The following is a 15,362-nucleotide window of genomic DNA, read 5'->3' on the forward strand; positions in this document are numbered from 1 at the left end:
ACCTCCCACGTACGGAGCCCCGATGAGCAACGACATGCACGGCTCGACAGCCGAGATGCGACCCACCCACGAGACAGAGCAGATCGCCGTGATCGGCATGGGCTGCCGGCTGCCCGGCGACACCGACTCGCCCGCGGCCCTGTGGCGGCTGCTGGTCGAGGAGCGGGACGCGGTGGGCGAACTGCCCGCGGAGCGCCGCCGCCTCGTCCCGGAGGACTCCCCCGGCTCCCCGGGGCCGGGGAGCCGGGCGCCGACCCCCCGCCAGGGCGGATTCCTGCGCGAGGTCGCCGGGTTCGACGCCGCCTTCTTCGGCGTCTCGGGCCGGGAGGCCGACGTCCTCGACCCCCAGCACCGCCTGCTGCTGGAAGTCACCTGGGAGGCCCTGGAACACGCCGGCCTGCCACCGGACCGGATGAACGGCACCCCGACGGCCGTCTTCGCCGGCATCAGTTACAGCGACTACATGGACCGGCTGGCCGGGCAGCCCCAGGAGCTGGAGGGGTCGATCCTGACCAACGGCCACTGTGTGGCCGCCGGCCGGATCTCCTACCTGCTCGGACTGCAGGGCCCGTGCGTGGCGCTGGACACCGCCTGCTCCTCCTCGCTGGTGGCCGTGCACATGGCACGCCGGGCGCTGACCGCGGGGGAGTGCGACCTCGCACTCGCCGGCGGCGTCACCCTCAGCTTCCAGCCGCGCATCACCCGCTCCTTCGCCAGGATGGGCATGCTGTCGGCCGGCGGGCGCTGCCGGACCTTCGACGCCGGGGCGGACGGTTTCGTCCGCGGCGAGGGCTGCGGCGTCGTGGTGCTGAAACGTCTCTCCGACGCCGTACGGGACGGTGACCGGGTCCTCGCGGTGCTGCGCGGCTCGGCCACCAACCAGGACGGCTCGTCCGAAGGGCTGGCCGCCCCGTCGGTGACCGCCCAGGCGGCCCTCTACCAGGAGGCGCTGGCCGAGGCCGGCGTCGACCCGCGGGACGTGGGCATGGTCGAGGCCCACGGCACCGGCACCCCGGTGGGCGACCCGATCGAGTTCGCCAGCCTCGCCGAGGTCTACGGCAACGGACCGGGCCGCTGCGCCCTCACGTCCGTGAAGACCAACGTCGGGCACCTCGAACCGGCCGCCGGCATCACCGGGCTGATCAAGAGCGTGCTGTGCCTGCAACGCGGCACCATCCCCGCCAACCTGCACTTCCAGCGCTGGAACCCGGCCATCTCCGCGGCCGGCACCCGCTTCTTCGTCCCCACGGAGCTGTCCTCCTGGCCGCTGCGCACGCCCACCCGGCTGGCCGCGGTGTCCTCCTTCGGCTTCTCGGGGACCAACGCCCACGTCCTGCTGGAACAGGCCCCGGAACGCCCGGCCGCCCGGCACCGGGACACCGGCCGGCCGCCCCGGGGGACCTCCGAGGTCTTCCTCGTGCCGGCCGGCTCGCCCGACGTGCTGCCCGCCGCGGCCGGCCGGCTCGCGGACTGGATGGAGGGCGACGGCGCGAACGTGCCGCTGCGCGACCTCGCGCACACCCTCGCCCTCCGCCGCTGCGCCGGCCACGGGCGGCTCGGCGTGGTGGCCTCCGGCCGCCGCGAACTCCTCGCCGCCCTGCGGTCCTTCGCGTCCGGACAGCGGCACCCGGCGGTCGTGACCGGCGCCGTGGGCGCCGCCGTGGAGCGGCAGCCCGTCTGGGTGTTCTCCGGCCAGGGCTCCCAGTGGCCCGGCATGGGGCGCGGGCTGCTCGCGACCGAGCCGGCCTTCCTCGACGCGCTGACCGAGGTCGACGAACTCATCCGGGCCCAGAGCGAGGTCGCGGTCCTCGACGTGGTGCGGCGCGGTCAGCCGGTCCACGGCTGCGGCACCGTGCAGCCGGTCCTGTTCGCGCTGCAGATCGCCCTCGCCGCCACCTGGCGCTCGTACGGCGTCGAACCCGCCGCGGTCATCGGGCACTCGATGGGCGAGGTCGCGGCGGCGGTGGTGGCCGGGGCGCTGACGCTGGCCGACGGGGTCCGGGTGATCTGCCGGCGCTCCGGGCTGCTGAGTGACCTCGCGGGCTCCGGCAGCATGCTGAGCGTCGGCCTGGACGCCGAGACGGTGCGGGCGGAACTCGCGGACAGCGCGGCCGACACCGTGTCGGTCGCCGTCCTGTCCGCGCCCGACTCCACCGTCGTGGCCGGGCGGACCACGGAGGTGAGCCGGCTGGCCGCCGCCTGGGAGGCCCGGAAGGTCCCGGTCTTCCCGATCGCCGTGGACGTCGCCTCGCACTGCCCGCTGGTGGACCCGGTGTTGCCGGCCCTGCGCTCGGCCCTGGCCGGTCTGGATCCGCGCTCGCCCAAGGTGCCGTTCTACTCGACGGTCGTCGAGCCCGGTGAGACGCCGGCCTTCGACGCCGACTACTGGTGCGACAACCTGCGCCGCCCGGTGCGCTTCGCCGAGGCGGTGGCGGCCGCGGCCGCCGACCGGCACGTGGTCTACACCGAGGTCTCGCCGCACCCCGTGGTCACCCACTCCGTCGAGCGGAGCCTGGCCGGACTCGTCGCCGAGCCGGTCGTGCTGCCCACGCTGCGCCGCGAGGAGGACGAGCAGGCCACCTTCCGCACCCAGCTCGCCGCGCTGCACTGCGCCGCCGTGCCGGTGGACTGGCGGCGCCTGTACGGCGAGGGCAGCCTCGTGGACGCCCCCACCGTCACCTTCGACCGCCGCCACCACTGGGCCGACGCCGTCGCCCCGCCCGAGCCGGCCCCCGAGGCCCCCCGGGCCCAGCTGCCCGGCCACCACACCGAGTTCCCCGGCGAGCCCGCGCGGCACTGCTGGCGCGCCGACGCCGGCACCGACGCGCTGCCCTGGCTCGCCGACCACCGGGTGCACGGCAACGCGGTCCTCCCGGGCGCCGCGCACTGCGGGCTGGCGCTCGCCGCGGCCTGCGAGGTCTTCGGCGCGGCACCGCACGAAGTGGAGGTCACCGACGTCCACTTCACCCAGCTGCTGCGGCTCGGCGCGGACACCGAGATCTCCACCGCCGTCACGATGACCGCACCGGACCGGGCGCACTGCGAGATCCTCGCCCGCAACGAGCAGGGCGACTGGGAGGTGCAGGCCGACGCCGTGCTGCACCGGCTGAGCGTACGGCCCGACCTGCGGCCGAGATCCGTCGACGCGATGAGCCAGCGCCACCCGCTGCCGCTGGACCCGGCCGCGCTCTACGAGAGCCTGCGGCGGCGCGGCCTGGAGCACGGCCCGGCGTTCACCGGCGTCCTCGACCTGCACGCCGGCCGCCACAACGACAGCTTCTGGGCCAGGGTCGCGGTGCCGCCCCGGGCGAGCACCCCGCCACCGGGCCTGCCGGTCCACCCCGTCCTCCTCGACCTGTGCGCCCAGCTCGCCGTCGCGCCGCTGGTCAACGAGGACGACCCGGCGCTGGTGCTGCCGGTGGGCATGCAGGCGGTGCGCGTCCTGGCCGATCCCACGACCGCGGTGTACTGCCACGCGCACGTCAGCGAGATCACCCCGGAGGCCATCGTGGCCAATGTGCGCCTCCTGGACGACAGCGGCGCCGTGGTCCTCCTCGTCAACGGACTGCGCTTCGCCCGGCGGGCCAAGCGCGACACCCCGGAGGTCGACGACTGGCTCCTGGACATCGCCTGGCGGTCCGCGCCCCGCGCGGCGCCGGACGGCGGCCGGGCACCGGGCAGCTGGGTCGTCGTCGGCGAGGCGGACGGCTCGGCCCAGGCGCTGGCCGCCGCGCTGCGCTCCCGCTGCGCCCGCACCGTGGTCTGGGACCGTCCGCTGGACGACACCTCCCTCGGCGGGTTCCGCGACGCCCTCACCGGCCGCCTGGCCGCCACCCTCGAAACCCCGCGCGCGGTGGTGCTGGTGTGCGGACGGGCCCAGGGCGGGGAGCCGACCGTGCAGTCCCTGTGGCGCACCCGCCGGCTGCTCGGCGCCGTCCAGGCGATCGCCGCCACCTCCTCGTCCCCGCGCCTGTACGTCGTCACGCGGGGCGCCCGCGGGGTGCTGCCGTCCGACGAGGTCGACCTCGGGCAGACCGCGGTGCGCGGACTGCTGCGGGTCGCCGCGCTCGAACACCCCGAGATCCGGCCGGTGCTGGTGGACGCCGACCCGCACGACGCCGACCCCGAGGAGGTGGCCCTGGAGCTCCTGGCCGACGCGGACGACGACGAGGTCGCCCTGCGCGCGGGCGGCCGGCACGTCGCCCGTCTGGCACACGCCGCGCCCGGCGACGGGCAGGACCGGGCCGCCACCCCCTGCACGGTGCGCCACGGCGAGGACGGCTTCCGGCTGCGCGCGAGCCGGCTGGGCGACCTGTCGAGCCTGGAGTACGCCGCCACCGGCCGGCGGGCACCGGGGCCCGGCGAGGTCGAGGTGCGGGTCACCGCGGCCGGCCTGAACTTCCGCGACGTGCTCACCGCCATGGGCCTGCTCCCCGGCGACCTGGACGTCCGCTACCGGATCGGGTTCGAGTGCTCCGGTGTGGTCAGCGCGGTCGGCGCCGGGGTGGAACGGCCGCAGGCCGGGGACGAGGTGATCGCCGTCGATCTGCGCGGCGGGGCGTTCGGGTCGTACCTGACGCTCCCCGCCGACGCGGTCGCCCCCATCCCGTTCGGCATCGAACCGGTCGCCGCGGCCGGGCTGCCGATCGCCTTCCTGACCGCCTGGTACGCGCTGCGCTCGGTGGCCCGGCTGTCCGCCGGCGAGCGGGTGCTGATCCACTCCGCGACCGGCGGCACCGGGCTGGCGGCGATCGCGGTGGCCCGGATGCTGGGCGCCGAGGTGCTGGCCACGGCCGGCAGCGAGGACAAGCGCCGCTTCCTGCGGAGCATGGGCATCCGCCACGTCATGGACTCCCGCACGCTGGAGTTCGGCGAACGCACCCGCGAGGCGACGAACGGCGAGGGCGTCGACGTGGTCCTCAACTCGCTGTCCGGCGCGGCCATCCGCACCGGCCTGGAGACGCTGCGCCCCTTCGGCCGGTTCGTGGAGCTGGGGGTGCGCGACATCATGGCGGACGCCCCACTGGGGATGCTGCCGCTGCGGCACAACGTCACCCTGAGCACCGTCGACCTGATCGAGCTGCACCGCAACCGCCCCGACACCTTCGCCACGGTGTGGAAGGAGGTGCTCGGCGCGTTCGAGGAGGGGCGGCTCAAGCCCCTGCACTGCACCGAGTTCCCGCTCGCGGAGGCCACCACGGCCTTCCGCACCATGGCGGCCGCCGACCACATCGGCAAGCTGGTGCTGACCGTGCCCGGCGAGGGCGAAGCGCCCGCGGTGCTGCCCGAGATGGACATGCCGGTGGAGGAGGGCGGCGCCTACATCGTCACCGGCGGGCTGCGCGGACTCGGCCTGGCCACGGCGAAATGGCTCGCGGCACACGGCGCCGGGCATGTGGTGCTCAACGGCCGCAGCGCCCCGGAGCCCGACGTCGCGCAGACGCTCGCCACGGTGATCGGCAGGACCGCGAAGGTGTCGGTCGTCCTGGGCGACATCGCCGACCCGGACGTCTCCCGGCGGCTGGTGTCCACCGCGGTGGGCGACGGGTTCCGGCTCCGCGGCGTGGTGCACTGCGCCATGGTCCTGGACGACGCCGTGATCACCAATGTGCGGGACGACCAGCTGGAACGGGTCTGGCTGCCGAAGGTCGTCGGCGCCTGGCACCTCCACCACGCCACCCGGGACCATCCGCTGGACTGGTTCGCCGCGTTCTCCTCGATGGCCTCCCTGCTGGGCAACCCCGGCCAGGGCGCCTACGCGGCGGCGAACTCCTGGCTCGACGGGTTCGCGGCCTGGCGCTCCGGCCAGGGGCTGCCCACCGTCGCGGTCAACTGGGGCCCGTGGGGCGAGATCGGTGTCGCCACCGACTTCAGCCGCCGCGGATACCGCACCATCCCCACCGACCACGGCCTGGCGGCCCTGCGGACGCTGCTGGCCCGCCGGAAGGTGCAGACCGGGGTGCTCCCCGGCCCGCCGGACACCTGGATCCCGTCCGCCGGCCGGCATCTCCCGTTCTTCAGCGGGGTGTCGGGCCAGGCACCGCCGGAGGCGACCGCGCCGCCCGAGGAGGAGAGCGACGACATGCGCGCCCGGCTCGCCGCACTGCCGCCCGGCCTGGCCCGGAGGGCGGCGCTGGAGGAGCACCTGGCCGGACACGTCCGTGACGTGCTGCGGCTGGGGGAGAGCGCGCTCGACCCGCAGACGCCGCTGAAGTCCCTGGGCTTCGACTCCCTCCTGACGATGGAGCTGCGCGTCCGCATCGACCGCTCCTTCGGCATCTCCCTGCCGAGGAACTTCGTCTGGGACCACCCGACCCTGGCCGCGCTCGCCGCCGGCATCGCCGAGCACCTGGGCCTGGAACTGACGGCGAACTAGCCCCGGGACCCCGGGGACCGCACACGCCCGGCGGGCTGCCCACCAGCCCGCCGGGCGTCCGCGTGCGCGCCCGCGGGGATCGGCAGGAGGCTCCGGGGCCGGCCCGGCCCGCCCGCCACAAACGGATGCCGCAATTCCGAACTGCCGCAATGTCTGGTAAATTCTTGCCGCCGCAACTCCGGCCCCTTGCCGCGCATTACCGGTAATTATCCCACCGGTAATGCGCAACCGTTTTTTTATGGTCATAGTATTTCGCGTCGCGAAATGCCCCGCCCGCTCCCGCCGCCGCACCGTGCGCCTTCCCGGCCGCACTCCCGAACTGCTTGAATTATCAGGGAAAGTGAAGGTCGGAAAGCGGCCCGGTACGCACCGGGGGGCGACGCGGCGCACTGCGAGGGCCGCCGCCAGGACAGTTCGAGCGATGGCGCTGGCCGTGCTTCATGAGGCGAGAGCGGCATCGAGGTCCATGAGGCACGTCTGAAAGGGGTAGTCGCATGTTACCCACCACCACGCATTCGGCCGACGTCATGGTGACCGCCCGGCACATCGTGAGCTGGCCCCGGGAAAGAAATTCCTTGATTCCCGCCGACTGCTGGCGCTCCGCGCAGCGCGTGACATTTCGTCTGCCGGCCGTACGGCGGGCGGTGCCGGTCTGCCGGAACCTGGCCCGCGCCTGGCTCGACGGACAGGGAATCGATGACGACGACACACGCTATCCGGTGTTGCTCGTCATATCGGAGCTTTTCACCAATGCCGTCCAGTATTCCGCGGGACGGCGTGTCACCTGCCGGATATGGCGGTCGGAGAGCCTGCTGCACATCGAGGTGCACGACCGCGGGGGCACCGCGTCCGTTCCCCTGATGCGCAGCGCCGGCCAGAGCCAGGAGTACGGTCGCGGCCTGGCGCTGGTCGCCGGTTCCTCCTCGCGGTGGGGCCGCAGGACCGAGGACGACGACAGCTGCACGGTGTGGGCGGCGATACCCCTGGCGGCCGGCGTGCCGCACCCCATGACGCCGTGACACCGGACCCACCACGAGCGGCCGGCCGGACCGCCACCGGCGACCGGCACGCATCCGCCGCTGCCCCCACCCTCCGGGGTGGCACCCCGCCGCCGACGGCCGCGCAGGCACCGGCCCGCACCTCCCCGCGGGACCGGACGGCCACCCGGCCGTCGGCACCCGTACGGCCGGCGGTCCCGCGCGTCCCGGACCCGCGTCACCGGGGCACCCGCACCCCGCTCTCCTGCACCAGGGCGTCGAACTCGCGCACCGGCTGGGCCTCCGCGTACGGCCGCAGCTCGTCCCGGAAGTTCTGCAGGTACCGCTCGCCGAGCGCCGACCGCAGCCGGCTGAGCAACGCCACCGCCTGCGCCCCCGCCCGGCACGCCTCCTCGACGTCGCCGGCCTGCGCCAGCACGCAGGCGAGCAGCAGCAGATCGAGGGTGCGGCGGCGCACCCGGGTCCGCGGATGCCGGGCGAGCGCTTCCTCGGCCCGGCGCGCGGCCGGACGCGGCTGCTGGAGATCCCGGTAGCAGTGGGCCAGTTCGTCCGCCAGGTAGGCGCGGTCGAAGTGCGCGATCCACTCCGGGCCGTCCCCCGGGACGGCATGCGCCATCGCGTCCGTGGCCTTGTCCGCCAGTATTTTGCACATCCGGGCGTCCCCGAGCATGGCGTAGCCGCGGGCCTCGGCCGCGTAGAACAGGGCCTGGGCCGCCAGCGGGGCCCGCCCCCGGGTGCCCTCCTGGGCGGCCCGCGCCAGCTGCACCGCCTCCCTGGCGCAGCCGGCGCCGACGGCGAGACGGCTCAGGCCGGCCGCCAGCACATAGCCGCCGTAGCAGCGGTCGTCGGCGGCCTGCGCGAGCCGCAGCGCCTGGATGTAGTAGCGCTGCGCCAGGCCCGCCTGCCCGGTGTCCAGGGCGGTGTACCCGGCGAACTCCGTCAACCGGGCCGCCGCGGCGAACAGTTGCCGCCCCGTGGTCTCGCCGTAGCTCCCGTCCATCAGCCCGGACAGCACGCTGCTCAGGCACGAGACCACCACCGGCCGCACATATCCGCTGCCGACCCGGTGGTCGAGTTCGGCCAGCGCCTGGGTGGTCGCCCGGACCAGCTCCACGTCGGCCGTGCCCACCCGCGGCCCCGACCGCCCGTCGCGTGCCACCTGCGGGTCGGGGGAGCTGATCAGCCAGTCCCTGCTGGGCTCCACCAGCGCCGAGGCGGTCATGGCGGAACGGGACAAAAGCCCCCGGGATTCGGCGTCCATGTGCCATAGTTCACGGACCTGCTCCAGCGCGTCCTCGACGGTCGCCGCGAAGTGGAGCCCCACCCCGCAGGTCACGCTGTTGCCGTTGGCCATGCCGATCTCTTCCGTCGAGACCGTGCGGCCCAGCCTGCCGCTCAGTGCCTCGGCGATGATGGCGGGCACCCGGCCGCGTGGCCGCTGACCGCCCAGCCACCGGCTCACGGACGTCTTGTCGTACCGCAGATCCAGACCCTGTGCCTCTCCCAGGACGTTCACCTGGCGGGCCAGAGCGGAGTTGGACAGCGAGGCTTCCTGGATGAGGGACCGCAGTCGCTGGTTGGTCTGACGCGCGACGAGTGGTCGGGCGGCCATGGATCGCCTCCAAGCACATGCCGCCAACGGTTCACGTTGGCATATCCAGAGAGAACGGGATGGAACAGTCAATACCCAACAAGCGGGACTGAATCGCGATGACCAAAGTCAAGTAGCCGCCTGGGCGTGGCGCGCAGTAGCGCAGGCGCACCAAGGGGCTCCAGCCGTCGCCCACTTGCGCCCGGCACCCGTCCGCGCTCCCGCGGCCCCACCGGCGCCCGCCCCTCCGCACCGCGCACAACGGCGCGGCCCGGAGCGCGCGGGAGGGCCCCGCCTGGCCGGCGCCGCCTACCTGGTGTTCCTGGGCGTGCAGAGCCTGTGGGCCCACCGCCGCGGCGCACCGGCCGGGCCCGGGGCGCCCGGCGAGGGAGCGGAGCCGGCCCCGGCCGCCGGGCGGGCCTTCCGGCAGGGGCTGTTGAGCTGCCTGCTCAACCCCAAGGTGGGCGTCTTCTTCGTCTCGGTGGTCCCGCAGTTCCTCCCCGACGGCCACGCGGCGCTCGCCACGACCCTGCTCTTCGGGGCCATCGACGCCGCCATCGCCGCCGGGTGGCTGACGCTGGTCACGGTGTTCGCGGCCCGCATGCTGACCTGGCTGCGCCGCCCCCGCGTGCACACGGCGATGGAGCGCACCGCCGCCGGCGTCCTGGTGGCCCTGGGGCCGGGCACGGCCGTCGAGACGGTCTGAGGGGCCGGCGGCGTCCCGCTCCCGGCCGTCCCCCTCCGCCGCCCCTCAGGGCGTCGCGCGAACGATGACGAGCGCCCCTTCGTACGCCGGCTGCCTGCGCAGATGGCCGAACTCCCGGTCCCAGGCGCCGGACCCCAGATCCTGGCGCAAGGCCGCGTCGAAGTGTTCGCGGACGCGGTCGTCGACGAAGCTCCAGGCCGAACACGCCTGACGGGCCGCCGGATCGAGCAGCATCTCGGGGCGCCCGTAGTACGCCTCGTTGAAACCGTCCGTGCAGCCGAGGGGGATGGGCACGGACCGGACCGTGCAGGTGCCGCCCAGCGCGGCGGTCAGCCGGCCGACGGGCGGATAGCGGCGGGCCTCGGTGTCGAGGACCTCGGGCGCGTACCGGTACAGCCAGAAGTCCCGTACCAGGGCGGGATCGCAGGTGAGCAGGACGACCGGCCCGCGGGTCACGCGGCGCATCTCGCGCAGCCCGGCCCCGGCGTCGGACCACTGGTGCACGCTGAAGAGCGTCATCGCCCCGTCGAACGCCCCGTCGGGGAACGGCAGGTCCTCCGCGACGGCGTCGATCGCCCGCGCGAGCCGCGCCGGCCGCTGGGCGCGCATCGACTCCGAGGGCTCGACCGCCGTCACCGCGGGCACCGCGGCCTCGTACGACCCGGCGCCGGCGCCGACGTTGAGGACCGTGCGGCAGTCGCCCAGGGAACCGGCGATGAACCGGGCGATGCGCGCGTCCGGCCGGCGGAAGGAGGCGTACCCGGAGCCGATCGCGCCGTAGTCGACGTCGCCCGCGCTGCCGTCCTCGGTTCGTGTGGTCATCGGCCTTGCCTCGCCTCGTGAGCAGGAATCAGGAGAACATCCGCGGCCTCGGCACTCCCATCCTGCATCTGCGGCAGGAATTCGACAATCACCTGGTGATTGCCTGGTCCATCACCCAAACTGCATGGCGGAAGTGACGGCCGGAATTGGAGGTGGCGACAGCGCTCAGCAGGGGGGCGGGCGCACCTCCGCGCCCACACCTGCCTCGTGCCTCCACGCTTACGTGCGGAGCGAACCTGCTTGCCCCGGCGCACCCGGCCGGACGATGATCGACCGCGAACGCGCACCGCGTCCGGGCGGCCGCCCCGAAACGCCGCCTCGCGCCGGCCACGGCGGTGCGCCCGCCACCACGGGAGGGAAGACCTCGTGACAGACGAGACACCGGACGCGGACGGGACACCGAAGGTGCCGGAATCCCGGCGGGCCGAGGGGCTGATCGCGGCCCAGGAGAAGGCCGTCGCGCTGTTCGCCGAGACCGAGAGGCGCGGACTGGTGGCGCCCGGCCGGGGCGAGCGCGAGGTCAGCGACCTGATCCGCGACCTGGCCAACGACATGTTCGGCACCACCAAGCACTGGCACAAGCGGATCATCCGCTCCGGGCCCAACACCCTCCGGCCGTACCGGGACAACCCGCCGGACCGGGTCATCGGCCCCGACGACATCGCCTTCGCCGACTTCGGCCCGATCTTCGAGGAGTACGAGGCGGACTTCGGCCGCACCTACGTCTTCGGCGACGACCCGCACAAGCACCGCCTCAAGGACGACCTGCCGCGCATCTTCGACGCCGGCCGCGCCCACTTCGCCGCCCACCCGGACCTCACCGGCCGTGAGCTGTACGCCGAGGTGGACCGCCTCGCCACGGCCGCCGGCTGGAGCATCGGCATCTGGCACTCCGGCCACCTGGTCGGCGAGTTCCCCCACGAGACCAACGACGGCGCCAAGGCCGACTCCTACATCACCCCGGAGAACACCTCGCCCCTGCGCCGCACGGACCGCGCGGGCCGCACCTCCCACTGGATCCTCGAACTCCACCTCGTCGACCGCGCCCGGGGCTTCGGCGGCTTCTACGAACAACTCCTCGACCTCGCCTGACACCCCCGCCCCGCGGCCCGGCGGACGGGAACCCGCGTCAGCCGATCTCCAGTGGCGCGGTCTCGGTGTCCTGCTCGGTGTCGCTGGTGCGTACGGTGACGGTCACCTTCCACTTCCCGGGGAACGGGATCTCGAAGTCCTCCGCCGCCCAGTAGCCGCCGATCTTCTTCATCTTCACGGGAAGGGGGCCGAGGCCCTTTCCGGGGAGCGTGAGGGTCACCTTGAGCTCCGGCACGACGGCCACCCCGCCGTCGGGCGTACGCACCAGCGCGTTCAGGGCGTTCGTGCCGGTGGTGGCCGGGTCCACGGTGACGGCGACCTTTCCCTTGCCGCGGCCCTTCGGGGCGCCGGTGTCGAAGGGGATGTCGGCGAAGGCCGCGGCCCGCTCGCCCGCGGACGCGGGGGACACCCCTGCCGGGGCCGGGCGGCTGTCGTTGCGCCCGGGGTCGGTGCCGGTGAGCAGCGCGGTGAGGGCCAGGACGATGCCGCTGACGGCCGTCTCCACGGCAACGGAGCGGCGCAGGGCGCGGCGGGCGGGCGTCTCGGCGTCGCGGGGCACGGTGTGCGACGCGAGGGAGAGGCGGGCGGGGGCCGCGCCGACTCCGCCCGACGTGCCGCCTGCCTCCGACGTGTGGGCATCCTCGTCGGCCGACAGGGCCTCGGCCGAAGCGACATCCACCGGTCCGGCCTCCACCGAGGCGCCCGAGCGGACCGCCGAGCGGGCCCCCGACGGGACCGCGACCAGGTGGACTTCGGGCGTCCGGTCCCGCTCGATGTCGGCACGCGGGGCGAGGGGGCGCAGGTTCCGCGTCCACCGGCGGGAGAGCCCGGCCGCGAGCAGCATGAGCAGGACGGCGCCCACCTTGGCGAGCAACACCTTGCCGTAGAGGGTGGATCCGAGGGCGTGCCAGGAACCCACCTGCCGCCACGACTGGTAGATCCCCGTGAGGACGAGGGCCGCCACCGCGCCGAAGGCCAGCCGCGAGAAGCGGGCGGCGACGGCGTCCACGCCGTCGTCCTCCGCGGCGGCCCGCCGCAGCGCGACGAGCAGCGCGGCCAGCCCGCCGAGCCATACGGCCATCGCGACGGAATGCACCACGGACACCGGCACGGCCAGGGCCACCTGCGGCCCCACCGAGGCGTGCTCCGCCAGCGACCAGGTGCCGGCGACCGCGGCGGCGATGACGGCGCCGACGGCGAGGACGGCCTTCCGTGGTCCGCCGGCGAGATCGCCGCTCAGCCGCTGCCCGAGGAAGTTCCACAGCAGCCAGGTGCCGAGCAGGAGCGCCACCCGTGCCGTCAGGAACTGCCCGGTGTCGCTGATCAGGGTGTTGCGGAGGGCCGACACGTCCAGCGCGCCCCCCGGTCCGCTTCCGGACTCGTACGGTGCCCGCAGCAGCAGTTGGGTGACCGTGGACGCCAGCAGCAGCCCCCAGCCGGTGCCCATGAGCCGGCGCAGCGGCCGGAGGTTCATGCCCCGGGGGAGGCACAGGACGGCGAAGGCGGCCACGCCCACCATGAGCGCGTAGCCCGCGTAGGTCGTCCCGCGCGCCACGCCGTACAGCGCCCCCGTCACCTCGCCCGCCGGAGAGTCCGTCGGCACGACGGCACGGTGGGGGCTCGCCTTTCCGATGGAGAAGGCGAACGCCCCGGAGATCGGGTGGCTGTCCGCCGACACCGCTCGCCACGACACCGTGTAGGTGCCCTTGGCCAGGCCGTCGGGCAGCGCCGCGCGGATCGTGGCGTGGTCGTCCGGGGCCCACCCCGCCGGCCCGGTGCGCACCCGCTTGCCGTCCGGCGCGAAGACGCGCAGGGGCTGATCGGGCAGCGACATGGTCTCGGAGAAGGTGATCGCGACCGTCTTCGGCGCGGTTTTGACGATCGCGCCCTCCGCCGGAGCGGTACTGGACACCTTGGCGTGCGCGGACGCCGTACCCGCGCCGCCCAGCAACAGCCCCCAGGCGGAGGCCAGAAGCAGGAGCACGGCCAGGATCCCGCGGCGTGGGCGACCGCGCCGCGGCGTGCCAGTGGGCATGAGAGCTCTCCATACACTCGGTCGTCATCCGCCGGCCGGCTCGAACGGCACCCGCCCGAGTCCGCGTCGCGGCGGTGCCGGACGGGTGTTTCCCGGCGGCTCCGGGCCCGCGTCCGCACCGGTCCGCCGCGCCGCGGCGCGTCCGGCCCGCGCGCGGGAGGCCCGGACGCCGACGACCCTCATCACCTCATGAACACGTGCGCCGGAGACGCTCTTTGGCAGCTTCTGACATACGCCGCGCCCGCTCTTGCGCCCCCGCCGACCACGCTGTTAGGGGGACGGGAGAACGCGCCCGCGCCGGTGTGGCGCGGTCCGGGCCGACCGGGAAGGCGGCCCGGACCGTCACGCCTCCTCGGCGGGTACCGGGGGCCGGGGCCACCTGGGCGGCCCGGCCGCGTCAGTCGTCGTCGCCGTCGTCCTCGTCGTCGCCCTCGAAGAAGTCGCCCACCTCGTCGACGACTTCGGCGGCGACCATGCCGCCGACCACGCCGACGGCGACCCCCGCCGCACCGGCCGCGATGGCCGTGCCCATGCCGGGCCCGGAGCGGTGCCCGTGGCCGTCGCCGTGGCCGTGCGCGTCCTTGTGGGCGGTGCTGCCGTGCCCGGCGTAGGGGTCGCCGTGCCCGTAGTGGCCGCCGGGGTGCGGGACGTGTCCGTGCGCGCCGTGGTCGTACGAGCCGTGCCCGTAGGAGGCGCGGTGTTCGACCAGGCTGCGGATCCAGGAGTCGACCTCGGCGTTCCAGTCGACGTGCTCGACGCCGTGGTGGCCGACGGTGAAGCGGTTGACCGCGTCGTGGCCGCCGGAGAAGAAGCCGCCACGCTTGTCGGCCTCCAGGACCACCTCCAGCCCGCCCGGACCCGCGAGGAAGGTCAGCTCGATCTCGTTGACCTGGTGCGCGTACTGCGCTGACGGGGAGAGTTCGATCTCCTGGTAGAAGGGCAGTTGCTGGCCGGTGCCGCCGATGCGGCCCAGCTCCAGGTCCGCCGACCGGAAGCCGAACCCGAGCTGCCCGAGCGCTTCGAGGACGGCTTCCTGCGCGGGCAGGGGACGGACGGCCAGCGGGTCGATGTCGCCCTTGTCCTTCGCGCCCGCCACCGCGAGGTCGGTGCGCACCCCCAGGACGATGCCCAGGCTCTGGCCGTGCAGCTCGGTGATCGGCGTCTCCCACGGCACCGTCAGCCCGAAGGGCACGCTGCGCAGTTCACCGGCGGCGAGGCGGAAGCTCCCGCCGGCCCCGAACCGGTCGAAGACGACCGTGCCCTCGGCCTCCCCGTCGTCGTGCTCCGCCTCGACGTGCGCCACCAGCTCCAGGCCGATGTGCTCGATCGTGACGTCGCGGTCGCCGCCCTTGAGATGGACCTGTCCGCTCAGGGTCCCGCCGGGGAGCACCGGGCCGGGGTCCAGGACCGTGTCGACCGTGGGTCCGCCCACGCCGAGTGAGCCGAGCAGCCGCTTGAACACCATCGTGGCGTTCACTCCTTCATTGGTACGTGTGCGTCGGTACGTGCGGATCGCCAACTGCCGGCCGGCCGGGCCGGGTGCGAAGAGCGCGCAGCTCAGCGGCCGGTCGGGGTGCTTCTACACGTGTGTAGAAGCATAGGGGCGAGGGCCTCGCGAGGGGCGCATTCCGGCCTCGGTCGCCGGTCGTTCGACGCCGGCGTGGCCTGGCTCCCCTGGCTCACCCTGGCGGCCACGGGCCTCCTCTGCGCCGCGGCCATGGCGGGCCTCCACCGGGGCGGAC

8 protein-coding genes are annotated in these 15,362 nt (G+C 74.4%); 4 read left to right on the forward strand and 4 right to left on the reverse strand.

Features of this window, described 5'->3' with window-relative positions; genetic code table 11:
* Positions 1 to 22 precede the first annotated feature (22 nt).
* Complete coding sequence (locus K7396_RS23820; RefSeq protein WP_152104439.1) at positions 23 to 6,376, forward strand: type I polyketide synthase; 6,354 nt, start codon at positions 23 to 25, stop codon at positions 6,374 to 6,376.
* Positions 6,377 to 6,987: 611 nt separating this feature from the next.
* Positions 6,988 to 7,395 carry an ATP-binding protein gene (locus K7396_RS23825; RefSeq protein WP_086718440.1) on the forward strand — a complete coding sequence of 136 codons (408 nt, stop codon included), beginning with the start codon at positions 6,988 to 6,990 and terminating at the stop codon, positions 7,393 to 7,395.
* Between the two features lie 196 nt (positions 7,396 to 7,591).
* Here K7396_RS23825 and K7396_RS23830 read toward each other — a convergent pair whose 3' ends face one another.
* Positions 7,592 to 8,986 (reverse strand): transcriptional regulator, encoded by a 1,395-nt coding sequence (locus tag K7396_RS23830; RefSeq protein ID WP_086718423.1) that lies wholly within the window; start codon positions 8,984 to 8,986, stop codon positions 7,592 to 7,594.
* Here K7396_RS23830 and K7396_RS23835 point away from each other — a divergent pair.
* On the forward strand, positions 8,985 to 9,671 hold the full coding sequence (locus K7396_RS23835) for a LysE family translocator (protein WP_086718424.1): 687 nt from the start codon (positions 8,985 to 8,987) through the stop codon (positions 9,669 to 9,671). The genes K7396_RS23830 and K7396_RS23835 overlap by 2 nt on opposite strands.
* Before the next feature lie 45 nt (positions 9,672 to 9,716).
* On the opposite strand, the gene K7396_RS23840 is transcribed toward K7396_RS23835, so the two are convergent.
* Positions 9,717 to 10,493 carry a class I SAM-dependent methyltransferase gene (locus K7396_RS23840; protein WP_086718425.1) on the reverse strand — a complete coding sequence of 259 codons (777 nt, stop codon included), beginning with the start codon at positions 10,491 to 10,493 and terminating at the stop codon, positions 9,717 to 9,719.
* A gap of 366 nt (positions 10,494 to 10,859) precedes the next feature.
* Between K7396_RS23840 and K7396_RS23845 the strand changes: the two genes are divergently transcribed.
* Positions 10,860 to 11,585, forward strand: coding sequence for a M24 family metallopeptidase (locus K7396_RS23845; protein ID WP_373866893.1), 726 nt, complete (start codon positions 10,860 to 10,862; stop codon positions 11,583 to 11,585).
* 37 nt (positions 11,586 to 11,622) lie between these two features.
* On the opposite strand, the gene K7396_RS23850 is transcribed toward K7396_RS23845, so the two are convergent.
* On the reverse strand, positions 11,623 to 13,569 hold the full coding sequence (locus K7396_RS23850) for a copper resistance CopC/CopD family protein (RefSeq protein WP_170314263.1): 1,947 nt from the start codon (positions 13,567 to 13,569) through the stop codon (positions 11,623 to 11,625).
* 448 nt (positions 13,570 to 14,017) lie between these two features.
* On the reverse strand, positions 14,018 to 15,085 hold the full coding sequence (locus K7396_RS23855) for a sporulation protein (RefSeq protein WP_167392850.1): 1,068 nt from the start codon (positions 15,083 to 15,085) through the stop codon (positions 14,018 to 14,020).
* Between the last annotated feature and the right edge of the window lie 277 nt (positions 15,086 to 15,362).

The sequence above is a fragment of the Streptomyces angustmyceticus genome (assembly GCF_019933235.1).
GTDB lineage: Bacteria > Actinomycetota > Actinomycetes > Streptomycetales > Streptomycetaceae > Streptomyces > Streptomyces angustmyceticus.